22 protein-coding genes are annotated in these 26,152 nt (G+C 56.2%); 6 read left to right on the forward strand and 16 right to left on the reverse strand.

Translation table 11 applies throughout. The features are described 5' to 3' along the window. Positions 1 to 22 precede the first annotated feature (22 nt). The 3 genes from isdE to isdC all read right to left on the reverse strand — a co-directional run bounded on the left by isdE (position 23) and on the right by isdC (position 4,785). Positions 23 to 988 (reverse strand): heme ABC transporter substrate-binding protein IsdE, encoded by a 966-nt coding sequence (gene isdE / locus ABC336_RS08115; RefSeq protein WP_413238174.1) that lies wholly within the window; start codon positions 986 to 988, stop codon positions 23 to 25. A gap of 104 nt (positions 989 to 1,092) precedes the next feature. Next, the gene (locus tag ABC336_RS08120) at positions 1,093 to 3,624 is read right to left on the reverse strand and encodes an NEAT domain-containing protein (protein ID WP_413238175.1); all 2,532 of its coding nucleotides are present in this window, start codon (positions 3,622 to 3,624) and stop codon (positions 1,093 to 1,095) included. A 108-nt stretch (positions 3,625 to 3,732) separates the two neighbouring features. Next, on the reverse strand, positions 3,733 to 4,785 hold the full coding sequence (gene isdC / locus ABC336_RS08125) for a heme uptake protein IsdC (protein WP_413238176.1): 1,053 nt from the start codon (positions 4,783 to 4,785) through the stop codon (positions 3,733 to 3,735). Positions 4,786 to 5,160: 375 nt separating this feature from the next. Here isdC and ABC336_RS08130 point away from each other — a divergent pair, with 375 nt between their 5' ends. The 5 genes from ABC336_RS08130 (at position 5,161) to ABC336_RS08150 (ending at position 9,288) form a co-directional block, all read left to right on the forward strand. Continuing rightward, positions 5,161 to 6,114 carry an ABC transporter substrate-binding protein gene (locus tag ABC336_RS08130; protein WP_413238177.1) on the forward strand — a complete coding sequence of 318 codons (954 nt, stop codon included), beginning with the start codon at positions 5,161 to 5,163 and terminating at the stop codon, positions 6,112 to 6,114. Between the two features lie 10 nt (positions 6,115 to 6,124). After that, positions 6,125 to 7,123 carry a FecCD family ABC transporter permease gene (locus ABC336_RS08135; protein ID WP_413238178.1) on the forward strand — a complete coding sequence of 333 codons (999 nt, stop codon included), beginning with the start codon at positions 6,125 to 6,127 and terminating at the stop codon, positions 7,121 to 7,123. Continuing rightward, on the forward strand, positions 7,120 to 8,262 hold the full coding sequence (isdG, locus tag ABC336_RS08140) for a heme oxygenase (RefSeq protein WP_413238179.1): 1,143 nt from the start codon (positions 7,120 to 7,122) through the stop codon (positions 8,260 to 8,262). The genes ABC336_RS08135 and isdG overlap by 4 nt, the downstream gene beginning before the upstream one ends. A gap of 116 nt (positions 8,263 to 8,378) precedes the next feature. Next, on the forward strand, positions 8,379 to 8,708 hold the full coding sequence (locus ABC336_RS08145) for a hypothetical protein (protein WP_413238180.1): 330 nt from the start codon (positions 8,379 to 8,381) through the stop codon (positions 8,706 to 8,708). Positions 8,709 to 8,769: 61 nt separating this feature from the next. Then, a complete protein-coding gene (locus ABC336_RS08150; protein ID WP_413238181.1) occupies positions 8,770 to 9,288 on the forward strand; it encodes a DUF3231 family protein in 519 nt (172 codons plus the stop codon). An 83-nt stretch (positions 9,289 to 9,371) separates the two neighbouring features. Here ABC336_RS08150 and ABC336_RS08155 read toward each other — a convergent pair whose 3' ends face one another. From ABC336_RS08155 to ABC336_RS08190, 8 genes are all read right to left on the reverse strand, one after another. Next, entirely contained in the window at positions 9,372 to 10,412 is a 1,041-nt protein-coding gene (locus tag ABC336_RS08155; RefSeq protein WP_413238182.1) for an oxidoreductase, read from the reverse strand. Between the two features lie 85 nt (positions 10,413 to 10,497). Continuing rightward, positions 10,498 to 11,790: an MFS transporter gene (locus ABC336_RS08160; RefSeq protein ID WP_413238183.1), complete on the reverse strand. Its 1,293-nt coding sequence runs from the start codon at positions 11,788 to 11,790 to the stop codon at positions 10,498 to 10,500. 58 nt (positions 11,791 to 11,848) lie between these two features. Further along, on the reverse strand, positions 11,849 to 13,129 hold the full coding sequence (locus ABC336_RS08165) for an MFS transporter (protein WP_413238184.1): 1,281 nt from the start codon (positions 13,127 to 13,129) through the stop codon (positions 11,849 to 11,851). A gap of 21 nt (positions 13,130 to 13,150) precedes the next feature. Further along, positions 13,151 to 15,181 (reverse strand): ABC transporter ATP-binding protein, encoded by a 2,031-nt coding sequence (locus tag ABC336_RS08170; protein WP_413238185.1) that lies wholly within the window; start codon positions 15,179 to 15,181, stop codon positions 13,151 to 13,153. A gap of 26 nt (positions 15,182 to 15,207) precedes the next feature. Beyond that, on the reverse strand, positions 15,208 to 16,104 hold the full coding sequence (locus ABC336_RS08175; protein WP_413238186.1) for an ABC transporter permease: 897 nt from the start codon (positions 16,102 to 16,104) through the stop codon (positions 15,208 to 15,210). Positions 16,105 to 16,122: 18 nt separating this feature from the next. Continuing rightward, on the reverse strand, positions 16,123 to 17,070 hold the full coding sequence (locus tag ABC336_RS08180; RefSeq protein ID WP_413238187.1) for an ABC transporter permease: 948 nt from the start codon (positions 17,068 to 17,070) through the stop codon (positions 16,123 to 16,125). A gap of 12 nt (positions 17,071 to 17,082) precedes the next feature. After that, positions 17,083 to 18,675: an ABC transporter substrate-binding protein gene (locus ABC336_RS08185; protein ID WP_413238188.1), complete on the reverse strand. Its 1,593-nt coding sequence runs from the start codon at positions 18,673 to 18,675 to the stop codon at positions 17,083 to 17,085. A gap of 35 nt (positions 18,676 to 18,710) precedes the next feature. Next, positions 18,711 to 19,460: an isochorismatase family protein gene (locus ABC336_RS08190; RefSeq protein ID WP_413238189.1), complete on the reverse strand. Its 750-nt coding sequence runs from the start codon at positions 19,458 to 19,460 to the stop codon at positions 18,711 to 18,713. A 254-nt stretch (positions 19,461 to 19,714) separates the two neighbouring features. On the opposite strand from ABC336_RS08190, the gene ABC336_RS08195 reads away from it, so the two are divergent. Further along, positions 19,715 to 20,611 (forward strand): LysR family transcriptional regulator, encoded by an 897-nt coding sequence (locus tag ABC336_RS08195; RefSeq protein WP_413238190.1) that lies wholly within the window; start codon positions 19,715 to 19,717, stop codon positions 20,609 to 20,611. Positions 20,612 to 20,744: 133 nt separating this feature from the next. On the opposite strand, the gene ABC336_RS08200 is transcribed toward ABC336_RS08195, so the two are convergent. The 5 genes from ABC336_RS08200 to ABC336_RS08220 are packed head-to-tail and all read right to left on the reverse strand — an operon-like array spanning position 20,745 to position 26,072. Further along, positions 20,745 to 22,034 carry a TRAP transporter large permease gene (locus ABC336_RS08200; RefSeq protein ID WP_413238191.1) on the reverse strand — a complete coding sequence of 430 codons (1,290 nt, stop codon included), beginning with the start codon at positions 22,032 to 22,034 and terminating at the stop codon, positions 20,745 to 20,747. Further along, a complete protein-coding gene (locus tag ABC336_RS08205; RefSeq protein ID WP_413238192.1) occupies positions 22,031 to 22,531 on the reverse strand; it encodes a TRAP transporter small permease in 501 nt (166 codons plus the stop codon). The genes ABC336_RS08200 and ABC336_RS08205 overlap by 4 nt, the downstream gene beginning before the upstream one ends. Before the next feature lie 14 nt (positions 22,532 to 22,545). Continuing rightward, positions 22,546 to 23,637, reverse strand: a complete 1,092-nt coding sequence (locus ABC336_RS08210) for a TRAP transporter substrate-binding protein (RefSeq protein ID WP_413238193.1) — start codon at positions 23,635 to 23,637, stop codon at positions 22,546 to 22,548. A 23-nt stretch (positions 23,638 to 23,660) separates the two neighbouring features. Continuing rightward, entirely contained in the window at positions 23,661 to 25,274 is a 1,614-nt protein-coding gene (locus ABC336_RS08215; protein ID WP_413238194.1) for an arylsulfatase, read from the reverse strand. Between the two features lie 39 nt (positions 25,275 to 25,313). Further along, on the reverse strand, positions 25,314 to 26,072 hold the full coding sequence (locus tag ABC336_RS08220; protein ID WP_413238195.1) for a GntR family transcriptional regulator: 759 nt from the start codon (positions 26,070 to 26,072) through the stop codon (positions 25,314 to 25,316). Between the last annotated feature and the right edge of the window lie 80 nt (positions 26,073 to 26,152).

The raw sequence follows: 26,152 nt of genomic DNA on the forward strand, positions 1-26,152 counted from the left end.
TCTGTATGGGATAAGCGGATGGTTACGGATACAGCATCTCTGCCAGCGCTTCAAGCGCCCGGTCCGCCGCCAGATTGGCCGTCGTCGGAAACAGCGCTTCTTCAAGGTCGTACACCCGCCCGGTCTGGACAGCACTAAAATGCTTCCAGATATCATTGGTCTTGAACTCTTTGTCGAACATCTTCACCACTTCCTCCGGCATGCCGTGAGCTGCCCGCAGGATGACATCGGGACTAGCCTGCTGCAGGTACTCGGTATTGGAGGCCAGATACTCCACCGACTCGCCCTGGACGATGTTGATGCCGCCGAGCAACCGGACCAGATCGCCGATGTACGAATGCTCCGTCGCCACCAGATAGCTGCCCGGTACGCCCAGCAGGATCAGCACGGTCGGCTGCTCCCGGCCGCTGGCTGCCTCGCGGATATCCGCGACCCTGCGGTCCAGCTTCTCCACGATGTCCGCGGCTTGCGCTTCCCGGTCGTAGCGTGCGCCAAGATCTTCGATCGCCGTCTGCATATCCGCAAGGGAAGTAAGGTCGAGGAAGGTCGCATCGAGATTGATGTTCTCAAAGACCGGCTCCAGCTCATACTGCAGGGTCGTCACTGACAGCACCTCGGTCGGCCGCAGCGACTTGACGAGCTCCATATCCGGGCTCATCGGGTTGCCCACCTCCATGACGCCATCATAACGCGATGGCAGCGTCTTGACGGTCTTGGGGATGCCTGCCAGATCGAGCTCGAGCGCATCCATAATCTCCGTGACCGCCACGGTTGTCGAGACGATGCGGTGCTCCGGCCCGCTCTGCTGCTCCGGCTCCGCCTGTTGCTCTGGCTCGGCTGCAGCAGCATGGACGGTATCCGTCTCCGCTGCTGCGTTGCCGGCACCGCCTGTAAGCTCCCCCTGCTCCGAACCGCAAGCTGCGGCAACCAGCAGCAGGAGCAGCAGGACAGCCGACAGCAGCCCGTTGATTCCTTGTCGTCTAGTCATAATTCCTCCTTCTAACCAACTGTTCTGTCCAACTGGGCAGAGGACACCAGAGCTCTGGCGTCCTCATCCATGGTTGAAGCATGTGCTTCCTGCTGTGCAGGTGGTTAAGCCGCCTGTCCGGACTGTGCTGCGGCAAAGTAATCCAGTGCACGCAGGATCAGGGTCACGGCTTGGGCACGAGTAGCTGGCGCCTGAGGTCCAAACGTATTGTCGCCGAGGCCCTCGATCAGCCCGTGCTGGGCGGCTGCAGCGATGGAAGGCTGGGCATAGGCCTGAATCTGCGACGCATCCCGGAAGCTCAGGGCAGCCGCCGCATCCGTAGGCAGACCTAGCGCCCGGACGATCATCACCGCGATTTCGGTGCGGCTCACCTGCTGGCCAGGACGGAAAGAGCCGTCTTCATAGCCGTTGATGATGCCTGCGGCTACTGCTTGCTCAATAAACGGCTTTGCCCAGTCCTGGACGCTGTTCCAGTCGCTGAACGAAGCGCTTGGCGTATTCAGCTGCAGCTCGAAGGCGCGGCTGATGATCGCCGCGAACTCCGCCCGGTTGACGGTGGCATTGGGCTTGAAGGTACCGTCGGTATAGCCGTTGATGATGCCTAGCTGGGTGGCTCTGGCGATCGACGGATATGCCCAGTGCGTATCCGTGTCCGTGAACTCGACCGATGGCGCAGGTGGCGTTACAGGCGTCTCATTGCCTTCGCCATTTGAACCGTTCGAACCGCCAGGCCGGGAAGGCGTATCCGTCCCGGATTCGCTGTCTTGTTCTTCTTCCTCTGTCGGCGTTGTAACGGTGCCGCCTCCGCCGCCTCCGCCTGTCGCCGGAGGATTAGGGTTGTCCGCACCTCCAGAGCCTGGGCCATCCGGCACGTTTGGATTGGGGGAACCGGGCTCTGACCATTCCTCCACCTTGCTTGGGGTATAAAGCTCAATTTGAATATCGTATGCCTTGTTGTTGTAATTTGCGGCAGGCCAGTGAATGGTCACATGGCCACTTAGCTTTTGGTCCAGATTCGAGACCGGGAAGCTGACCCAGCGGGTATTTGCTCCGCTGTTCGACTCAACCACACCGACTGCTGACCCCCCCACTGAAAAGGAAGTAATCTTGTCGCTTTCACTGAGCTTCAACATGACGGTTTTATTGCCGTTTTGCACAAGCAGTCTTCCTGGGTGGTAGAGGAAGCCATCCATGACTGAGGTCTCGGATGTCCCATTTTTGAGGATACGGAAGCCGATGTTGTATTTGCCGTCAGTCAAACCGCCAACCGGAGGCGTAACCGGACCGCCGCCGCTATCTGGAGCGACAACAGCATTTCTGAAGGTCGTGACCGCTGCCTTCAGCTCGGTAACGGCAGTGTCCACCTTCTCTTGTGTAGAGAGCATGCTGCCGTCTGTTTTGGCTTTGGCAATAGCTGTGCTTAACGCGGTCTTGGCAGCTGCCGGATACTGTCCGGCGGCTGTGCCGGTCACTGCCTGGTCATGCAGCGTCTGTGCTGCTGTTACTTCGGCCAGCAGCTCGGTCCGGTCCAGCGGTCGGTTGAAGATGATACGGAATTCACGGGTTTGATTATAAGTTCCTATGGAGATCGAAACCGCGGCGTCCAGTTCATCCTGAAGACTGGCGATTGGGAAGCTTACCCGCCGGGTATTCGCTTGCGTGTCGACACTCAGGGTAGCGGCCTCCACCAGTTCACCGTTCTGCTCAACTTTGAAGCTCGGGATGGAGCTATGATCTCTGAGCGTCAGTCGAACCGTCGTCACGCCGTCTTCGATGATGACATTCGGATACAGCAGGTAACTGTTCATCGTCGAAGCTTCGTAATCATTAGTCGCGTGTACACCCTGGATGGTGATGGATTCGCCAGTGGCCGGGTACAAATGTCCGAACTCAGCCCCGTCGTGCGTCAAGTAATGGTGTGCGGTTGCGATCTGCAGCGGCGTTGCGCCCGGGAGCTTCTCTACAGCTTTTGCAAAAATGAGGCTGTTCTGCAGGGAACCGTCAGCACTGCTTGCCGGATTAAACGAGGAGTGGTCGCGTCCTGCGATGAGCACTTGCTCTGCCTCTGCTATAGCGTTATGAAGCTGCTCGATATCGCCGGTCGGGTTAGTCACCGTGTGCAATGGCTCACTTACACGGATGTGAACGTCGTAGGTATGGTCATAAGGAAAGGGAAGCAACCCATTCGGGATAACGACATGGGTAAACACCTCGTAGTTGTAATCGCCCAACTCATCTACAGGAAAACTCACCGCAGCATAAGTGCGCGACACAAGAACATCTTCTACCGTACCCTTCAGACTTGCAACCGGTTGTTCTGGTGTCAGAAATTCCACATCCTCCAGAACATCGGCAGCGGCTCCAACCTTCAGCGCCCTGATCCAGTTGTTGGATCGTACGAGCGCATGGACGGTTTTCTTGTCCCCTTGGACCTCCAGCACCGCAGCATTGCCGATATAGTCGTTCATCACAGAGATATTATCGGTACCGTGCGAGTAGGTCAGAAGCTCGATGCCGTAGAGGCCATCCTCCAGAGGCTCAGGCTCTGCGGAGGCTGGCGGGATATGTACGGCGGACAGCAGAACGAGCAGAGCTGCCGCCAGGGATATCAACCGAAACGATTTGCGTATTGTCACTTGTTTTCATACTCCTTTGATTATGATGGATAAGTGAGGCTGGCCGGAGCTGCACAGCTCACCGCCTTCCGCGGACATTGCGGACGACGCACGGCCAGACTCGAGGGATTACACTTCGCGGGCGGCAAGCCGCCGGCGGTAGATCAGGATACCGGCTGCTGCGAGGATGGCAGCTCCGGTAACGGCGATGCCGACGAACAGCCACAGCTTGGCGCTGCTTGATGAATCGCCGGCTTGCGCCGGAGCAGCGGACAAGGCGATGGCAGACTGCTCTGTCTCGGAGCTGCCGACGGGTTCCGCTGCAGGAGACTCTTCTTCCTGGACGGCTGTGTCCGTCTCCGGAGCAGCGGCCTCCTCTGCAGGGGGCTCCGTGACGGCCGGCTCTGCTGCAGCTGTCCCCGTCTGTTCAGCCGCAACACTGGTGCCAGCCCCTTCCTCAGCCGGCGTGCCGGGACCGGCAGCAGCTGCGGGCGGCTCCTCAGCGGGAGCGGCGCTCGCAGCCGGCTTATCCTGGCTGACAGTGCCAGTTGTCGTCGCCGGAGGAGGGGGGACCGATGATGCCGAAGCCGCAGGCTCCTGCGGCTTGCTGCCGCCGACCTGCCCGGCTGCCGGTTGTTCGGCTGCGGCTGGCGGCTTAGCCGGACTTGCCGGCTGCTCGGCCGCCGATGCAGTCTCTGCCGGCGGATCCGGGTTCTTTGGCGATTCCGCCGCTTCGATCAACTGGATGCTCTCAGGCTTGAAGACCAGACGGATGGTATAGTCATGATCATAATCGATCTCGGCTACCGTCACATGAATCTTCGACAGGATCGGCTGGGAGATATCGGCCGCGGCGAACTGTACGGTTCGTTTGTCGCTGGCCTCGTCGGTACTGATGATCCTGGTATCGACATATCCTCCGCCGCCCGGCACCTTGAATTCAGTTACCCACTTGCTGTGGTTGATTGTCAGCTGGATCGTAGCAAGGCCGTCCTTCATAGTGATTCTGGCGGGCTTTTCCCAGTAGTCGTTGGCCATGGATGCGGAGTCATCCTCCGCTTTGAGCACCGTATAATCCGCTGTATAGACACCATTGTCCAGCGGCCCGGCATGCGCGATCCCGGCTAGCATCAGATTGCACAGTAACCCCAGCAGGACCCACTGGGACAACCTACGTCGCATAAGAATCAGTGTTCACCTCCGGTACATGATACTGATAATCAAGTGATTATTGTTGATTATCATTCTCAATTAATCTTGAAAAAAGAAGAGCTTTACGCTCAAGCTCACCTCTTCTTGCTAGTTCCTCAAAATAGTACTCCACTTTTTTCCTTCCCGTCAACCCGTTTTTGCGCTTGATTTTTACGCTACATTTAATGCAAAAATATCGGTTGTCTTCTTTCTGGGCCCAACAGCAGATATGGCTTAGCAGAGAGCAGCAGCAGCATTTCAACAATTTCCAAATTTTTGTTGACAACATAAATGAGAAGGATTATCATGTTTGTGATATTGATTATCAGTATCATTTGCTACTTCTACCCAGAGGGAGTTGATCCTGTGAAGCCTATCTGGCTGGCTGTGCCCGTCTTGCTTGCCTCACTCCTCACTGCAGGCTGCAGCAGCAGCGCAGGTCCCGACCGTTTACTCGTGCCGGGGGCCAGCACCACCGTCCTCACCGACTTTGCAGAGCGTCAGATTGTGCTGGACGCCACGCCATCAAGCATCGTCGCTCTGGGCAATGGCGAGACCGACATCATCTACGCTCTGGGCGGCACGCTCACAGGCAGACCGACTACCGATCGCCCGCCGTCTGATCCTGCCGCTGCAGCCGTGCCGCAGATCGGCAGCACGCACGAGGTGGATCTGGAGCGCATCACGCTGCTTCGTCCTGACATCGTGCTCGGACACCATCCGATGAATACCAAGGACATCCCGGTCCTCGAAGGTATCGGGGCTCAGGTCGTCCTGACCAGCGCCAACTCAATCGCGGATATCCAGCGGCAGATCGCTTTGCTGGGGCAGCTGATCGATCAGGAAACGCGAGCCCGTGAGCTGATCGCCGAGATCGATGCTGCAGCCGCCAGCTACAACGACCAGCTCGCAGATGCCGAGCGCCCGCGGGCGCTCCTCGTCTATGGAGCGCCGGGGACATTCATGGCGGCGCTGCCCAACTCGCTTAGCGGCAACATCCTTGAGACGGCAGGCGGCATCAACATCGCGTCGGATTACCCGAGATTGCAGAGCTACCCGCAGTATGCCCAGCTCAGCAGCGAACGGATCGTCCAGGCCAATCCCGATTACATATTCATCCTGACGCACGGCAAGCCCGATGAAGTCGAGGCCAGCTTCCACCAGGAGATGAAGGTAAACAGCGCCTGGAACCGTATCAATGCGGTCATCCACGAGCGGATCGAGGTACTGCCCGCCGACCTGTTCGGGACCAATCCGGGCACCCGGATCGTCGAAGCGCTGGCGCTCATGCACGAGAAGCTGGGCCTTGCCTCATCTTGAAGGGAATGACATGAACAAACTACAACGCACCAAGCGCAGAAAAATGATGCTTCTCTCTGCTCCGCTCCTCTTGCTGTTAAGCTCCCTGTTCGGCCTAGCCTATGGATCGGTGACGATCCCGCTCCATGAGATCTGGACCGCATTTACAACGAGTGCAGTCACGCCGTATACGACGATCCTGATAGATCTGAGGCTGCCCCGTATCTTTGTCGGATTGCTGACGGGCGCCGCACTTGCCGCATCCGGCGCTCTGCTGCAGGGCGTCATGCGCAACCCGCTCGCCGACCCGGGCATTATCGGAGTGTCGGCGGGAGGCGGGCTGGCTGCCGTCATCACGATGGTCGTGCTGCCCCAGTTCAGCTACCTGCTGCCGGCAGCCGCATTTATCGGCGCCTTCGCCACCTCGCTGGTCATCTATCTGTTTGCCTGGGATAAAGGCACGTCGCCTGTCAAGATCGTGCTTGCCGGCGTGGCGGTCAATGCCATCCTCGGCGCCGTGATGAACGGGATGATGGTCGTCTACAGCGACCGCGTCCAGGCCGTGCTGCCCTGGCTGTCCGGCGGTCTGAACGGCCGCAGCTGGCATCATCTCTCGTTTATGGCCCCTTATGCGGGGATCGGCTTGATCCTGGCCTTGCTGGCGATCAAACCAGCAAATCTGCTCCTGCTTGGCGATGATTCGGCCCGCCTGCTGGGGCAAAAGGTCGAGACGCAGCGGCTGCTGCTCATCCTGCTTGCTTCCTTGCTCGCTGGCGCAGCTGTCAGCGTGGCAGGGCTGGTCGGCTTCGTCGGGCTGGTCGTGCCGCATGTGATCCGGCTGCTGATCGGCGATGACTACCGCTATCTGATGCCCCTGTCCATGGCAGGCGGGGCGGCGCTTGTCGTCTTCGCGGACACCGCCGCTCGCAGCTGGTTCGATCCGGTCGAGCTGCCGGTCGGCATCCTGCTGGCCGTAATCGGCGGACCGTTCTTCCTGTACATTCTCAGAAAAAGGAGCGCATGGCGATGACTGCAATCGAGACGGTTAACCTGGCTTACGAAGCGGGGATGTTCGAGCTCCCCGATCTCTCGCTGCAGCTCCCTGCGGGGCGGATCACAGCGATCGTCGGCCCTAACGGCTCCGGCAAGTCGACGCTGCTCAAGCTGATCACCGGTCTGCTGCAGCCTGCCGCTGGCCGGATCGAAGTCCGCGGCAGACCGGCCGACGATTATACAATGAGCCAGTTCGCCCGGACGCTGACGATGCTGCCGCAAGCCAAGGATATGATGCCGGAGCTGACCGTGCGCGAGCTGGTCGCCTACGGGCGGGCGCCCTACAAGCGGCTGCTGCGGCAGGGACTCACGCCCGAGGATGAAGAGATCGTCGACTGGGCGATGCGGGTGATGAGCATCCGGCGGCACGAGGACCGCATGTTCCACACGCTCTCCGGCGGCGAGCAGCAAAAGGCCCGGATCGCGATGGCCCTCGCCCAGAAGACCGGCATCCTGTTGCTGGACGAACCGACGACCTACATGGATATCGCGCACCAGCTCGAAGTGATGCGCACGCTGACGAAGCTCAACCAGGATCACGGCATCACGATCGTCATGGTGCTGCATGATCTGCAGCATGCCGCCGCCTTCTGTCACCATCTGATCGCCATGAAGGACGGCGAGATCGCCGCCTCAGGTCCACCGAAGCAAGTGATCCATGCCGGCTTCCTCAGAGAGGTGTACGAGATCGAGGCCAGCGTCAGTTTTGAAGGGCAATACCCGGTCATCATACCGGTTACTCACACGATAGAGGAGGAAACAACGATGATTATCGTAACGAACATCTCGCAGATTACTAAGGGGGACGGCGACAAGCTGATCGAGCGTTTCGACCGGATCGGCAAGGTCGAAGCGATGGAGGGCTTTCTGGGCCTGGAGGTGCTGCTGACGCAGAATCTCAAGGAATATGATGAGGTATCGGTCGTCACCCGGTGGCGGACCAAAGAAGACTTCCAGAACTGGACAAGGAGCGAAGCCTTCCGGGAGTCCCACGCTCACCGGAAGACGCCGGAGTATATCCTCTCCAACAAGATTACGTTCCAGGAGGTCAAGGTCAAGCGCAATCCGATCCTTCATGAGACGAAGGAGACCGAAGAGCTGGAGCAGGCGCAATAAATTGCCTCTCGAAGTCAAATATATCCCGTTCAGTTCACAAAAAAACGGGATAGAAAAGTGGACCTGTGAGCATCCTACTCTCTGGCACAACATTACTTTTGAGGAGGGTTAAAAAGATGAACCAACAGTTCACCAACCAAATCAAGCAGTGCGAGCAAATCATCAACCAATTGATGCAGCAAACGCAACAAGCTTCCCATACGTACCAACAACTGCTGCAGCAAGAACAGCAAAATGCGGCCCGTCTGGAAGAGCTGGCACAACGCGAAATAAGCGCTGTACAAGTAATTCAGACTGCTCTACAAGGCCATCAAACCGCGATGCAGCAAATGCAGCACGCCCTGCAAATCTGTCAGCAAGTCGAGCAGTCCACCATGAGCAACACCTTCGCATTTAACGCTCAACAGCAAACTTCGCCTTATCATCAACAAGCGTACAGGAGTTAATTGCATTTTCTTCCAGCGCTGTTTTCTAAATTAATTATGTAAAAATAGGAGATGATTCAAGATGGGGATTTTAAGTGGTAATCCGAAAGACGAACCGCTTCACTACGGCGAGATCTACGATGTCTGGCAGTTCTCACTTGTGGCCAAAGGCTGTATCTCAGCCAACCGGGCCAGCAGCTACCACGCAGGAGACAATGACCTGAAGAAGATTCTTGAAGAGATCATCGACCAAGCGGAGCTGGAAGCCAGCGAATGCGATACGATCCTGACCCATAACGGGATCGCTCCGATTCCGGCTCTTCCGGCAAGGCCGGCGGTCAAACTCGAAGATATACCGGTCGGCGTCAAGCTCTCGGATCAGGAGATTGCTTCGATGATCGCAGCCGATACAGCCCTGGGACTGGTCAATTGCAGTCAGATCATGGCCAAGGCTGTACGGGAGGATATCGCTACGCTGTTTGCCAAGTACCATGCTACGAAAGCAGCGATTGGCTTGAAAATATTGAGACTCAATAAAGAAAAGGGCTGGCTGATCCCGCCGCCTCTGCAAGTCAAACGTGCGGATCTGGTGGAAGCTTAAACGCTGTAAACGTAAATAACGCTAAGACTGGGGTGACCGGCCTTAGCGTTATTTACGTTTCTGGTAGCGGTGGAGCTGTATAATCAGAGCATGACGCAATCCTTGCCGCTGAAAATGACACACGGCTGGCAGCGAATGCAGTAGCGAATCTCTTCGCCGGCTGCTGCCTTCCTGACCCAATCGGCGTCGACGATCAGCTCCCTCCCGATGGCCGCAAAATCCCCGTACCCTCGCTCGATGATATCGTTCGCACGCTCCGGCGTTCGGATCTCATAGACGACAATGACGGGAATATCCACCTGTTCACGGATGCAGCTGCCGCCATAAATGACCCAATTGTACGGGAAGTCGGACGGCAGATCCGGCCGGAAGGCGGAGTAGCCGCAGGAGGACACATGAATAATGTCCATGCCCATCTGCTCCAGCCGCTGAGCCATCCGCACGCCTTCTTCAATAGTAGGCTGATTGCAGCCCATGCGGTAGCCGAAGATAAACCGTTCATCCGTCGACGCTCGGGCTCGGTCAAAAATCTCTTTTATAAACCTAAGTCGCTCGTCCAGCGAGCCGCCGTAGCCATCCGCTCGCCTGTTCACCTCCGGCGACGAGAACTGATTCAGTAGGTAGCCGTGTGCGCCGTGAAATTCGATCCCGTCGAAACCCGCCTGATACGCACGCTGAACAGCAGATACATACGCATCCTGCAGCGCATGAAGCTCTTTAAGGGTCATCTCGCGGGCGTGTACCGACTTGTCCCTAAAAGCGGATGGCCCGATCGGATCCTGCTTCATTCGGACGCCGAGATGCTGCAGTTGGAGCATAACTTTCGCTCCGTAACGTCGGCACTCTGCGGCCAGCTGCCGCAATCCCGGAATATGCTCATCCGACCAGGCGCCCAGCTGCGATTCTACGTTCATGCTGCGTGGATCGACGCTCGTCGCCTCGACGATGATCAGACCGATCCCGCTTCTTGCCCTTTCCCCGTAGTGCCGGAGATGACCTTCGTTGACGAATCCTCCCCTCGTCTGCCGGATCAACAGCTCCATCGGCGCCATCACGATGCGGTTTTTGATATTATGCCCTTTTAATTCGTAGGGCGCAAACAAATGCGTGAGCTCCGTTCTCATAACGAAAGTCCTCCTCTACGAAATCTCCTCCTTTCAGTATAGTGCAATTCACCAGGGTTGGTCATTACTACTATGATACTCGCATTCAAGCCGAGGCACGGTAAAAGCGATGCACCAGCACCGAAGCGCCCATCATCAAGCAACCCACCGCCCCGAAGCCTAGCGTTAATCCCAGCCATCCCGACAAAATACCGAACCCTACCGGGTTGGCAACCTGGACGATCCGGTTGGACATCGTTCTCAAGCTCATCCCCATGCCTTGCTGACTGGATCGGACCGTGCGAGCCACCATGATCAGCGCCATCGGCTGATTCATCCCGGAGCAGATCCCCCATAGAAAAACAATCACACCCAGCACCCATAGCGGCGGCGTGAGAACAAGGGAGAGCAGGCAAACCGATCCCAAGACCATACTATAGAGGACTATGCGTTGATGCCCGAGCCAGCCGATCAGGTGACCCACCAACGGCCGAATCAGTATAGACGCAGCAGCACCGATCGACAGCATCCATCCGATCTCCGTATTGCTCAGACCAGCGCCAGACAGGTAAAGTGGAAAAAAAGCGCTCTGCATGTCAATCAGCACAAAAAGCACACCATTGACGATTATGGCCATCATAAACGGTCGATTGTCGCGAAGCAAAATGTAACCGCTTACGTAGCTGGACCATACCCCGCGACCCCGGCCTGGATTATCGCCAGCTTGCTGACGGCGCTTATCATCGTCGGCAAGATCATCGTCATGACTGCAGGCCGCGTTGGCCGAGGATAACAGCTTCGTCCGCACCGCTGCCCACCGCTGATCAAGCTCAGGAAGCCGCAGGCCGAGCAGCAGCGACACTCCCGCGAGTCCGGCGAAGAGCAGGAACACCGAGCTATAGCCGCCTTGATCCGAGAGGTAGCCTCCCGTAACGGGTCCGGCAAACTGGGCGAGCGAGTTGACGAAAGCAAAATTGGCCAGCATGCGGTCTTTGCGGCGCTCCTCCGCAAATCGTCTGGCTGTCTGGGCCGCTCCCGCTTGCAGCGCTCCCCAGCTCATCAGGCTCCCCAGCCCGCTAATGATCTGCCCGGCCAGTATGAGCAGGACCGAACCGATCGCGCCGCCGGTCCAGTAGAGCAGACCACTTGCCAGCAGCATGCCCGAGCCGACAAGCGTGGCGCGTCTCGTGCCGATCCGATCGATCGCGCTCCCTGCCGGCATCGCGAGCAGCACCGGGATGACGGCCTGTGCCGCCATGAACAGACCGATCGCGGTTACGGAGTAGCCCACTTCGTTAAAATACAGGGATACAATCGGCCTGACCATACTGAATCCGACCCAATACATGACGGCCAAGACGAAAAGGAGCAGGTTGGCGCTGACTCTGGACATCATCATCCCCCCCCTGCATGAAGTAGATTCAATTATGCGAGCTGCAATTGGGCTAGCGGCGGTGTCAGGCTTGCAGCGTGCTTTGCGATTCTTTGGCTGGCTCCTGCTTTTTGACCGAGGCTTGCGCAACGGTTGATCGCTTCATATATCCGAAGCCGGCGATGGTTGCCAAAAGCACGCCGCCCCCCGTGTAAAACGCTGCGCTCAAGCCGATCGTTTGACCCATCAGGCCAAACATGGCCGGCGCCGCAATCTGCGATACGCGGTTCATAAACAGACGCAAGCCCATAATTCGTCCGCGTTCCCCCCTGTTCTCGTCTGTGACCATGATCATAGTGCTGACCGGCATGTTCACGCCAACGGCGCTGCCGAGCACGAAGCTGACCAGACCGATCCACAAGACATGCCCGGTAAAGATCGGCAGCACCGACAGGGAGACGGCGGCGATGCAGCCCGCCGCGATGAGGAGTCCCGGCTGCGACATCCCCTTCATGAGCCACGGCAGGAAGGCGCGCGAAATAAAGCTGGCGAAGCCGCGGATCGCCACCAGCAAGGAAATGACAAACGCCGAGTAGCCGAGCGTGTCCATATAGAGCGGGAAAAAGCTCATCCAGATTGCCTGCAAATAATGGATCAGAAACGTGCTGACCAGGCCGAACTGAACACCCTCATGCTTGATCAGATGCGCACCGCTGGTATAGCTCTGCAGGACGCTCTTCGGACCGAGCATGCGGCCGATCTCCGGCAGGCTTACCCGCTCGCGTGCAGCTTTTCTTGTCCTTCCGAGCACTGCGACCATAAACAGCAGCGCCATCACCAGGGAAAACAGGAACGCCGACTTATACCCCTGTCCATCGCTGCCGTCGATACCGGGCAGCCACCCGGAGACCGCTGCGGTGATGATCAACCCGCCGACGACCGGGCCGATCATCGTGCCGGCTGAGGACCAGGCTGAGTACCTCGCGATGTTGCGCTCGCGCTCCGATCTGTCGCCCTCGGACACAACAACCTGAAGCGAAGCGGCCATGAGCAAGGTGCCGGCTCCCACCAGAATCTGCGATAATGCCAGCACCGGAAGATTCGGACTCCACACCATCAGAGCAAGCGAGATCACCGTAATGCCGTTGCCGATGGTCAGCATGATCGGGGCCCCAAGCTTGTCGATCAGTTGACCGGAAGGCATCGCAATGAAAAGCGGCAGCAATGCCTTCAACGTGACCATGAATCCGATCAGCGCTGTCGAGGCGCCAAGCTCTGAAGCATAGAGCGAGAAAAACGGCTGGGTAATGGCAACGATGGCAAAATGGATGCCGCCGCCTGCGACACCAAGATTCTTCAACTGCATAGTCTGTCCTCCGTCTGTCCGTTAGGATGCGTAAAAGCAAGCTACCTTCCGCGTATCCTCCAGCTCCATCAGAACCGGCTGCGCTTGCTTGCAATGGTCGGTTACCATCGGGCAGCGGGTACTGAAATGGCAGCCCGGCGGCGGATTGCTTGGACTGGGCAGATCCCCTCCGAGCAATTGGATGGTCCGCCGTTCTTCGGTTGCCGGATCAGGCACGGGGGCTGCGTACAGCAGCGCCTTCGTATACGGATGCTTCGGCTCTGCGAAGATAACCTCGGCTTCGCCGTATTCGACAATCTTGCCAAGATACATCACGGCAATCTTGTCAGAAATATGCCGTACGATGGAGAGATCATGAGAGATGAACAAAATACTGATTCCCAGCCTTTCCCGAAGATCGGCGAGCAGATTGATCACCTGGGCGCGCACGGACACATCAAGCGCAGAGGTCGGTTCGTCCGCGATAATAATCGACGAATCCAGTGCCAACGCCCTGGCGATGCCGATCCGCTGCCGCTGTCCGCCGCTGAGCTGGCTCGGATAGCGTTCCAGATAGGCGGTATCAAGGCCGACCGTACGGATCAGTTCCTGCACCTTGCTCTCCCGCTCTTCCCGGGTGCCGACATCCATCACCGTCAAAGGCTCCATGATAATGTCGCGGATTTTCATCTTCGGGTTGAAGGAGGAATAGGGGTCCTGGAACACCATCTGCACCTTCCGCCGGAACATTCTCAGTTCTTCCCCTTTTAGTCTGGCAATATCTACACCTTCCACGACAATGCCTCCATCGGTAGGCGTCTCGAGCCGCAGCAGCATGCGAGCCGTCGTGCTCTTGCCGCAGCCGCTCTCGCCCACCAGCCCGAGCGTCTGGCCGGGTGCCAGCGACAGCTCGATCTCATCCACCGCCCTAACCGTCCGGCCCTTGCGGCGGAAGATCGATGTATCGGTCTTAAAATGCTTGGACAAGCCCTCCAGGCGAAGGACCGGCTCTTCGTCCTGCTTTGCGCCATCAACTGCCGGCTGCTTGCGCTCCGGCTCCTTACCGGCGATGGGCTGGCCGCTCTCCGCGGCATCGGCGCCAATGCCCCCATCCACCCAACAAGCCGCAACCTGCCTGCCATTCTTCACTTCGAGAGCAGGCGCTTCTGTACGGCATTGCTGTACAACCGCCTGACAGCGCTCTGCAAACGGGCAGCCGGCGATGGGCTGGCGCATATCCGGCGGAAATCCGCCGATCTGAAGCAGACGCTTCGGCCTGGGGCCCTTGATGCTCGGAATCGTCCGCAGCAAGCTTTGCGTGTAGGGATGCTGCGGGTGCTGGAACAAATCATAGACCGAGCCGTATTCCACAATTCGCCCAGCGTACATGACCGCTACCTTCTGGGCGAACCGCGCAACCAGACCAAGATCATGAGTAATAAACAACAGCGCCATCCCGGTCTCGGTAGAAATCTCCTTCAACAGCTCGACAATCTGCGCCTGTATCGTCACGTCCAATGCTGTCGTCGGTTCATCGGCCAGGATCAGCTTGGGCTTGCAGGAGAGTGCCATCGCAATAAGGACACGCTGCCTCATCCCTCCGCTAAGCTCGTAAGGATAGCTTCGCAATCGGGATTCGGCATCGGGAATTCCGACCTGTGTCAGCAGCTGAGACGCCCGCTCTCTCGCTTGACGCGGATGGAGCCGCAGGTGGCGAATCATGTTTGACACGAGCTGATCGCCGATAGACATGATCGGATCGAGAGATGTCATCGGATCCTGAAACACAGTCCCGATCTCGCCGCCGCGCACCTGGTTCAACTCCTCCTCCTTCATGCGGAGCAGGTCCCGCCCCTCCAGCAGCACCCGCCCGGCTTCGACCCGCCCGGGAAAGCTCACCAGTTGGAGCAGCGACATCGCCATGGCGCTCTTGCCCGATCCGCTCTCGCCGACTACGGCCAGCCGCTCGCCGTTGTTCAGTGTGAAGGAGACATCGTTGACGGCTCGGACCACACCGTCCCGCGTATGAAAATAAGTCCGCAACTGTTCAACTTCCAGCAGTGGTTTGGTCACGTCCATCACGCTCCTCATACCAGATATTATGACTTGCGTGCCCGTGGATCCAGAACTTCCCGGATGCCATCAGAGACAAGATGCAAGCTGATCGCGATTAATAAGATGACAAGGCCTGGCAGCGTCGAGATCCACCACGCTTCCTGCATGTACATCTGCCCCTCGCGGATAATGTTGCCGAGGGATGGCTCGGGTGGCGTAATGCCCAGGCCCAGGAAGCTCAGCGATGCCTCGGTAAGGATCGCGTTGGCAGCTGTAATGCTCGCAGCTACGAGCATTGGCGCGATCGTGTTCGGCACCAGATGCCGACCCATCAGCCAGCCGGGCGAAGCGGATACCATCCGGGCGGCATCGATGAAGGCCCGGTTCTTGATGCTGAGCACCAAGGACCGCTGCAGCCGGATCGCCCTGGGAATATCGGCAATCGCGATCGCAGCCACCACCGGCAGGAAACCTGCCCCGAAGATGGCGACGAGCCCGATGGCGAGAAGCAGCGAAGGAAATGACAGGAAAATATCCACGCCTGCCATCACCAGACGGTCCAGTCTGCCGCCGAAGAAACCGGAGAGTGTCCCGAAGAAAAGTCCGAACGACAACGTAATGCCTGCCACCAGAAAACCGACGGACAACGACATCTGCAGACCCTTCAACGTTCGGGCGAAGACATCTCTGCCAAGCTTGTCAGTGCCGAAGGGATGATCCAGCGACGGGCTGCTCAAGCTGTGACTGACATTGGTCTTGAACGGATCTGAGATCGGCAGGATCGGCACAAGCACTGCCAGCAGCAGCACCGGCACGAGGATGCAAAGGCCGATCAAGCCGATCCGGTTGCCGAGGAGCGACCTTAACCAACCGAGCCCCGGCATTGTCCGGAGCGGGTAACTTACCGTTGCCAGGGCCAGATGCGTAAAACGCCGTTTCATGCGTATCCCTCCCTTCCGCTAGAGTCTAACTCTCGGATCGATATACTTGTAGATGAAATCCGTTATGATGTTCACCAGGATGAACAAAAACGCATAGACGAGAATAACGCTCTGCACTAATGTGTAATCCCGGCTATTGATGCCATTGATGAGCAAGGTGCCGATACCGGGGATGGAAAAGATAAATTCCGTAATAATGGTCCCGTTGAGCAGATTGCCAAACGCCAGGCCGGCAACCGTAATGACCGGCATGGCCGCATTCTTCAGCGCATGGCGGAATACGACACGCAGCTGCGGCAGTCCGAATGCTCTTGCCGTGCGGATATAGTCCTCGCCCAGCACCTCCAGTACGGAGGTGCGTGTGATGCGGGCGATGGTGGCGATCTGGCCGGAGCAGAGCACAATAAGCGGCAGTGCGATCCGTTGCAGCATTTGAGAGGGATCGCTGAAGTTGATCGTGCCTGAGGCCGGGAACCAGCCCAGCGTCAGGGTGAAGAGCAGCATGAGCAGCAGAGACACCCAGAAGGAGGGCATCAAGTCCACCAGCATCGTCAGCCAGGTAATGATCTGATCAAACCACTTCTTGCCCTTATTGGCGAGGTATGCGGCCACCGTACCGATGGTCACCGCGATGATGCAAGAGATCAGCACCGTCAGGACCGCGATCATCACCGTGATCGGCAGCGCATCAAGGATTAGCTTGGCCACGGGAAGCCCCGTCACGATCGTCGTACCAAGATCAAATTGCAGCAGCCCCGTCACATAAGCGATATATTGCTGCCAGATCGGCACCCCTAGCCCGAGACGCTCATTCATGGCTGCCAATGCATCACCGGAAAGATTGTCGCCGGCCATATAGCCTGTCGCATCACCGGGAATCAGACGCATGGCAATGAAGACAAGCGTAACAACGCCGATGACTGTCGGTATGAGCTGCAGCAGCTTTCGCAAGGCATAGTCAGCCATGGATGCCACCTCCTAGTTTTGGATATCGACTTCGTAGAAGTTCACTTTGGAGAGCGGGTTCAGATGCACACCCACCACATACGGTTGACTCGGCCAGTAGCCATGAAGCGACTGGGTAGGCAGGTAGGCAAGATCCGCCAGCGCAATCTGCTGTACTTCCTTATACAACTCAGCTCTGGCTTCTGCGTCCACCTCGGCGCGGGCTGCCTCCAGCTTCTTCGTCAGCTCGGGATTGTCATATCTTGCACCGTTGAGGCCCCTCGGCGCGATGTTATCCGGGTGCAGATAACTGAACAGAATCGTGTCGGGATTGATCGCCGGCAGCGCCCGCGACGACAGCTGGAACTCACCGCTGTTGCGGCGCTGGTTAAACACAGGGGCATCGACGAGCTCGAACTCGAGCTGGATGCCTACGGCCTGCAGATACTCCTGCTCCAGCTGTTCCGCTTCTCTGACGCCATTAGAAGCAACCAGCGGCTGAGTAACCGTAAAGCCGTCCGGATATCCTGCCTCTGCAAGAAGCTCCTTGGCCCGTTCCGGATCATAGGCATAGACTGGGACTTCCTCAGAATAACCGTCCATCCAGGAAGGCAGGATGTTCGTCGTTCCCTGCGCCAGATAAGGCTGCAGCGTCTCGTAGATCGAAGCGTAATCGACGGCATGCGCCCAAGCCTGACGGACCCTCACATCGTCAAATGGAGGCTCGCTGGTATTGAAAACCTTGACGGAGATAGACCGGTCCATGCGCGCATTCATCGAGAAACCATCCCGCTCCAATCTAGCCAACGCCTCGTCGCGGTTAATCCGCATGGCAATGTCCACTTCCCCGTTCTGCAGGGCAATCGTTGCCGTCTCCTCATCTTTGATAATGATAAATTGCAGCTTGGCGATCGGCGCCGGTCCTTTGTAATAATCCTCGTGGCGGGTCAAGACAATCTCGGAGTTGGTGCTGATGCTCTCCAGCTCGTAGGGTCCAGTGCCCACCGGATTCCAGCGGAATTGCTCCCCATGCTCTTCGACAGCCTCCTGCTTGACGATCTGCCCCTGGTGATAGTTCGCCACCACATGCAGGAAGTTCGCATCGGCCTGATGCAGCTCATACACGACGGTGTATTCGTCCGGTGCCGTCAAGGATTTGACGTTGGCCAGATCCGTGGCATACGGCGAAGCCGTATCCGGGGCCATAATACGCTCGTAGGTGTAGACGACATCAGCGGACGTAAATTCCCCGTAGCCTTTCTGCCACTGAACGCCTTCCCGCAGATTGAAGGTCCACGTCACGTTGTCAGAAGTCTCCCAGCTCTCAGCCAGGTCCGGGAGGATCTCGCCCGTCTCGGAATCGTAGGTGGTCAGGCCGCTAAATACATTGAAGGCGATCGCTTCGTTCTCGACCCGGAATACGGTAGCCGGATCAAAACCCGCCGGATCGTCATAGAAACGGATACGCAGCACCTTCTCACCACCCTCGTCTACGGCAGGCGCGACACTTCCAGCCCCCGCATCCGGGCTGCTGCCGGGCGTGGTGACTTCGTTCGCCGCGCACGCCGAGAGCGCAATGGCGATAATCAGCAGCAGCACAAGATGACCCGTGATTTTCATTTTCATGGTAAAGGCCCCCCAAATAGGATAATGAGTCTCCGTTATACGCCGGCCAGCGAACGCTCACGTTCAGCTGCGATTTGTTCAAAGTAGGAAACTGCGGCTTCCAGCTTGACCACATCGGCATACTTGGCGTTCATATCGAACAAATTAACCCAGTGCGACATCTCCGTGCGGTCGAAGGTGCACTCTTCCACGACACCCATCTTAAAGCTGTACGAGGTGCCATCGACCACGGTCGCCCTGACGCAGCCGCTGGTCGATTCTCCGCATGCAATCAAGGTGTCGATGCCCCAGCTTTGAAGCATATGCGGCAGCACCGTACCGTTAAATGCACTTGGCGCCGCCTTGCGGATCACTAACTCGCCCTCAATCGGCGCAACCTCTGCGACGATTTCCGCAGAACGACGTTTGAGCTCCTCCGGCATTTTCGCTTCCGTTTGCGCCACTTGCTTCTTGCGGCCGGTCCGATTGGCCCACCCTACGACGTTGTCTCGGTCGAGCTTCGTCACATGGATAACCGGGATGCCGTTTTTGCGGGCCGCTTCAAGCAGCACTTTGGTCCGGTCGACAGCTTCCCAGCCTTCCAGCCCCATCCCTCCGGGATGCGTCTTGATCTGTTCCATCAATGGCTGGCGTGTCAGGCCCAGCGCCCCGATGTAAAAATCAATCAATAGCAAGGCTGGTTTGCTCCCGAATCCGAATGGCGCTTTTTTCCCCCGTGCAAGATCGTGCTCCTTGTCCCTGTCCGTCATGAACGCTTCCCAACCTGAGGATGATGATACTGTCATGTGCAACCGCTCCTTTTAGATGAGGTGTGAACTAACTTGAGTTAATGGTATGTTAAAAAACTTTACTCGTAAATGAGCATTACTGAATGAGCGCATTAAAAATATGAATGAAAGCGCCTTTTATTTGTGCTATTATGTAGATACGAGAAATAAAGTTACTCATCGAGTAAACTATTTCCATGTTATTTTCGGGATACCAATATGTAATGTTAGTTTATTTAACAATTCCAAAGTAGGGATTAAGGAGGGTCAACATGAATCTGGAACAGATCCTTACATTTTTGAAAGTATATCAGGCAGGCAGCTTCCAAGCAGCGGCTGAACAGCTGTATCTGCCCCAACCGACTGTGTCGCACCGGATTAATCAGCTGGAAAAGCAGCTTGGCAATCCATTGTTGATCCGCGGCAAAGGGGAGGTTCGGCTGACAGAGGAAGGCAAGGCATTTTTGCCCTATGCGAGGATGGTCTCCAGCGCGCTCAGAGAGGGCGTCGAGGCTGTAGATCAGGTAAAGAGCGGCGCTTCTGGCAAGCTCTCGATTGGCTGCAACAACTCATTTGCCTCCTGTATTATGCCTGAGGTGCTCGATTCCTTTACTACCAAGCATCCCAATGTGTCGATAAAAATCTACTGCTACAGCTCCTCAGAGCTGGTCCGCTTGATGAAAAACCGTACGTTTCAAGTGGGCATCACCCGGTTCTCGAGCAACAGTTCCGATCTCATCTACGAGCCCGTCTATCAGGACCAGATGAAGCTGTTTGTCTCGCCGGACCATCCATTCGCCAGCAAGGGGAGCGTCCAATTGGAAGAAGCGCTTAGGGAGCCGATGATTACCTATCAGAAGACGACACAATATCGCAAGTTTCTGGAGATGACCCTCACCCAGCATAACCTCCCCTTCCATGTCAAATACGAGACCAATAACCTCGCTATGATCAAGCATTTTATTAAGAGCAACAATGGCGTCCATTTTTCGGCCGAGCTCTACATGCGTAACGAGATTCGCGAACGTTCCATGGTGCAAATCGAAGTTCATCCCAATCCGTTTCCTCCAAGCCAGGTGTTCATCGCGTACCATGATGGCGAGCTCGGCAGCATTGACCGGTTGTTTATCCGGCACTTCGAGCAATCCATCATCAATACGCTGGGCTAAGGGAATTGCTCAAGACTCAATAGCTAATTATTAGGTAATAAAAATCAGGCCCCACCAACGAATGTCGGTGAGGCCTTCTTGTTCGGCACATATGAGCAATATGAGAATGCCGCGCTGCGAGCCTTTAGGCTCGTCAGCTCAACCCCAGCATGCGAGGCAGCCACAAGAACGTCTGCGGCAAAAACGCCACAATGAGCAAAATGAACATGATAGCGACAAGAAACGGAGTCGAGGCCCGAAACACGCGCTGTACCGGTATACCTGCGATCGAGCTGGCTACAAACGAGCACAGACCTACAGGCGGCGTGATTAGTCCAATCGCCAAGGCCAGACATGTGAATACGCCAAAGTGCAGCGGGTCTACGCCATACGTGCTGGCAAGTGGAGCAAAGACGGGAACCAGCATGACGATGGCTGCAGCCTGTTCAATGAAGAGACCGATGAGCAAGTAAAAGATAATCATTAATAACAGGAATAAGGCACTGCTGTCGGTCATGCCCTGGAACCAACTGCTGATCTGAGCAGGAATCCCTTCCATCGTCAGCCACCAAATCGCAACATTACCGATGGATATCATGATCATCACAATGGACGTTATGCCGATCGTCCGCACCATCGCTTCATAAACCGCCTTGAACGTCAACTCGCGGGTAACGAAAAATCCTATGGCAAGCGCATACAAAACGCCGATACAGCCAGCCTCGGTCGGCGATGCTACACCTCCGACAATGCCAGCGACCATAATAATCGGCAGGATAGCCGCTACCGCGAACCGTCTTATAATAACGAAAATCTCTCCCCATGTGTAGCGTCTGCCGTCCGCTGGATAGTTCTTCTTCTTCGTAATAAAGAAGGTAACGAGGAGCATGGCCAATCCCAGCATGATGCCAGGAATGAGTCCGGCGATGAACATGCCGGCCACCGATACGTTGCCTGCAGCAAACACATAGATGAGCATGGGCAGACTGGGCGGAATAACCGGTCCAACGATCGAACTGCTAGCCGTGATGGCCGCTGCCGTATCGGGATCGTTGTATTCTTTGGCAGTAGGTTTGATCATCATTGAACCAATGGCGCTAGTGTCCGCAACTGCCGAACCGTTGACGCCGCCGAAGAACATACTGACAAGAATGTTGATGTACAACAGGCCGCCGCGAACCCGCCCCACCATCAGACGCGCAAAATCCATCAGACGCATCAAGATGCCGGAGCCGCCCATCAACTCGCCAGCCAGAATGAATAGCGGGATAGCGACCAGCGTAAATTTGTCCAGTCCTGTCCACATCCGTTGCGTGAACAGGTCCAGCGGCTGCCCGGTTAATACAAAGACACTCAACGTGGAAATACCTAAGGCAAAAGCAATCGGCAGACTGTACGCAATGAGCAGAAGAAATAAAACGACGTAAATTAACAATGCACTCATGCGTCACCTCCAAGCCGCCGGGCAATCAGAGCCAGATTGATCTGGACGAGGGCATAAAATGCCCCGACAGAAACGGACAAATAGGGAACCATCATCGAAATTCCGAATACAAAGGGGTCGTAGCTGTCTTTTCCGTTCCATGCATATTGAAACCCGTAATAGGCAACGGCGAGCAAAAACACCGAAATCAGTCCGTGAATGGACAGGGTGACGAACCGGTTGTTCGACAGCTTCAGCTTGGCAATCAGCATATCGACTGCGATGTGCTCACCAGATCGAAGGGCCAGACCCATTCCTAGAAAAGCCAGCCACATCAGCATGTATTTTGCCAGGGCGTCCGCAAAGTTAAGCGGGTAAAAGATAATCCAGCGGGTAATAACGGACGCCGAGATGAGAGTAACTATACCGAACAGTAACAGCACGGTAACAGCCTGCACCGATTTGTATAACAGCTGGTCCGCCCTCGTCACTACCCGCGTGAGCTTCGCTTTCTCCATGATGCCTCCTCCTGTCAATCGATGGCATAACCCCAACCAGAAGAGCCGTCAGCCTCTGCAATCTGGCTCTGAATGAGATCCAGCTTGTCTTGAGGAATCCCGGTCTGTCCGATAAATTCAGTCCACACTTTGTCAATCGTCAAATCCTTGATTCGAGCTTGTTCCTCTTCGGAAAGCGAATAGATATCTACGCCTGCTTCCCTCATGGTCTTGATGTTGTCAGTGATGTAATCGCTAACAAAATCAATATGCCATGCCTGCGCCTCTTCGATCGACTCCGATAGGATGTTCTGGATCTCCTCTGGAAGACTGCTCCACTTCTCTCGGTTCACGACCGTTACCAAGGAATACCACTGGAAATTAAGATCGAGCATGTATTTTATGAGTCCGCCTTCGTAGAATTGCGAGGAATAGAAGCTGGCGTAGGGCACGGTCAACCCGTCAACCATACCCATACGGACCGCCTCCGGCGTTTCCGGCCAGTCGACGGTTACCCCTCTGGCCCCCCAGGCTTCCTGCGCAGCGATCTCCAGTGGCGAGCGAGATGCGCGCAGCTTCATCCCCTGGAAGTCCTCCAAGCGTGTTATTTTTTTCTTCGAGGTGCCGACTTCCCTCGGACCGCCGATTTCAAAGGAAGCGAACCATTGCAGATTCGAGACCTCCAGCTCATTATTGACTCGTTCACGCACGCGTTCGCTGTTCATTGCTGCAAGCGCTTGCTCGCGAGAGTCGAACAAGAATGGGAGATGGAAAATTTCAAATGCCGGCGTAATGGAGGCCAGGTTCGCAAACGAATCGGACGCCATGTCCAAATTGCCGTTCTTGACCGCTTCGAAGGTTTCTACCCCGGAGCCAAGCTGTCCGCCATGGAACACCTCCACTTGTATTCGTCCGTCCGACTTCTCAGCGGCCAGCTCCGCAAACTTGTTGAGTCCATGGGCCGTGACGTCGCTTCCCGAAAGCACATTGGCGACTTTAATTTCATACGTTTCTTGATCCGCCGAAGCGCCTCCTTCCGTATTGCCAGAGGGGGATTCGGAACCTCCGCAAGCCGATAGTACGCCTGCCATCATCGTAGCTACTAGTCCAACCTTCCATGCTTTCATTGAGAGCACCCCTTTTATGATGTCTATTCTTTTTCCCAGAATGCCTTGCCCGACTCGGCCATCAATGCCAGTATTTTCCCGCGCGGAATGACACCGCAACGCTCTGCCCATCTTTCGTAGGCTTCGCTGAGCTCTTTCACTCTCTCGGGATAGATGCCCGCCAGATCGTTGGTCTCGGATCGGTCAGCTGTCATGTTGTATAATTCCCAATCGCCTGGATAATTCTTGACCAGCTTCCATTGTCCATCCCGAACCGAAGCATTGCCTTCATGCTCGGTGCAGAACATCGGCCTCTCCATCGGCTGTCCCTTCAGCAGTGGATCGAAGCTTACGCCTTCCATCGGCAGAATCTCTCGTCCATGATATTGCTCGGGGTAGTCAGTGCCAGTAATATCGACAATCGTAGCCATGACGTCAGGCAAATGTGCCTCATTCGTGCAGATGCTGCCTGGATTTTGAATTCCATTAGGCCAGTGGACGATGAATGGCGTCGATACGCCGCCTTCATGGGTCCAGTGCTTGTACAAACGAAACGGCGTATTCGAGAGATTCGCCCAGCCTGTCCCGTAGCTCTGGTAAGTATCCTCTGCGCCTGGCATAATGTGCGGGAAGTTGCCGAATTGGACCGGCTTGCCCTTGCGGGTGTTCATCTGGGCAATCATCAGCTGGTTGACCAAATCTTCCGGCTTCACGTCCGGGGGAATATCCTCCGCGCACGCCCCGTTGTCTGATAAGAAAATAATCAGTGTATCCTCGAGTTGACCGGTGCGTTTCAAAGCATCGACAATACGGCCAATTCCCTGATCCATACGGTCAATCTGCGCGGCATAGACTTCCATACACCGCGTAAGCCATTCCTTGTCCTCCGCTTCTTCCCAAGCCGGAACAGATGCGTCACGCTCGGTCAAGCTCCAGGATGGATCCAGCAACTTGGCATCGATCATCCGTTGCAGACGCTCCTCACGAAGCTTGTCCCAGCCTTTGTCGAAGCGACCTTTGTACTTGGCAATGTCCTCTTCGTGCGCATGCAAGGGCCAGTGAGGCGCCGTATAGGCCACGTACTGGAAGAATGGCTGCTCGGCATGGCGCTCGGCGTGTTCTTCGATGAACCGGGCTGCCTGATCGCTGATGGCGTCGGTGTAGAAGAAATTATCATCTTCCACAGCTTCGTGCTCAATATTCTCGTTGCCTCTGGTCAGCGTATTGGGATGATAAAAACTCCCAGCTCCGATGATCGTACCGTAGAACTCATCGAACCCGCGCTGCAAAGGCCAGGAATCGCTCGGCTCGGTCAAGCTCTTGGAAACATGCCATTTGCCGCTCATGTAGGTGCGGTACTGTTGCGCTTTAAGGACTTCTGCAATGGTTACACAACGGTCGTTCAAATCACCGGCATATCCTTCTGGTCCGTTGTCGTATGTGAGAATCCCTATCCCCGTCTGGTGCGGATGGAGCCCAGTCAAGAGAGAAGCCCGAGAGGGACTGCACCGTGGCGTATTATAAAATTGTGTGAAGCGCATGCCATCCTGCGCCAGCCGATCCAGCGTTGGGGTCTGTACCTCCCCGCCATAGCAGCCGAGGTCGGAATAGCCCATGTCGTCGTTCATGATGAGTAAAATGTTCGGTTTGCGATTCATAGATGTGACGGTCTCCTTTCAATTATGACGGCGCTTCCATTATCCTGGGGAACGGCGCATCAGCTTAATCATGTACTGGTAATAGTCGGGATGGTAGAGCGCTTTCAGGAATTCTATTGGTTCGTTGGAGTGCGCGTATGAGATTCGTTCGATATAGAGCAAGGGATCACCAGGGGAGATGCCCAACAGCTCGACTTCCTCTTCCTGCGCCTTGACGGCACTTATCTTTTGGTCCGCCTCTTTAAGAAAGATGTTTTGCTCTTCTTCAAGGTACTTATAAACGGCAATGGTCAGGAGATCCTGACGTTCAAGATCAAGACCAATCTCCGGTGGATAATACGCCTGCTCGATGGCAATCGGCAAACCGTCTGCAAGCCGGACACGCTTAAGCTCCCACATCGCACGCTGATTCATTTGTTCTCTTACGGCATCAGGGTGATCCTTGGTCATGCCCTGACGAAGAATTCTAGCTCCCGGCTCGAAACCGGCCTCCCGAATCGATTCCGTGAACCCCATCAGTCTTCCCACCCAGTTCTCCGGTCGATTCGAATTCAAAAACGTCCCGCGTCCTCGCTCGCGACGGAACATTCCTTCTTCCACCAATGACTGCATGGCATTGCGAATCGTCACACGGCTGACCCCGAAGCGTTCAACCAGCTCCGCCTCGGTAGGCATTCTGCCATTCTCATCCAAGACGAGGGCTTCAACCCCATTGCGGATAATCTCCCTAACCTGAAGATGAAGAGGGACACCGCTTTCAAAATCAACTGTCTGGGCCATATCCGATGACCGATGCATAGTGCGTTCCACCTCCAGTTAAGCATGTGTAGTAGTATAAAGCACGAATCAAAAGTTACTACATTTGATATTTGTATTAA

This window comes from Paenibacillus jepli (genome assembly GCF_047238105.1).
GTDB lineage: Bacteria > Bacillota > Bacilli > Paenibacillales > Paenibacillaceae > Paenibacillus_D.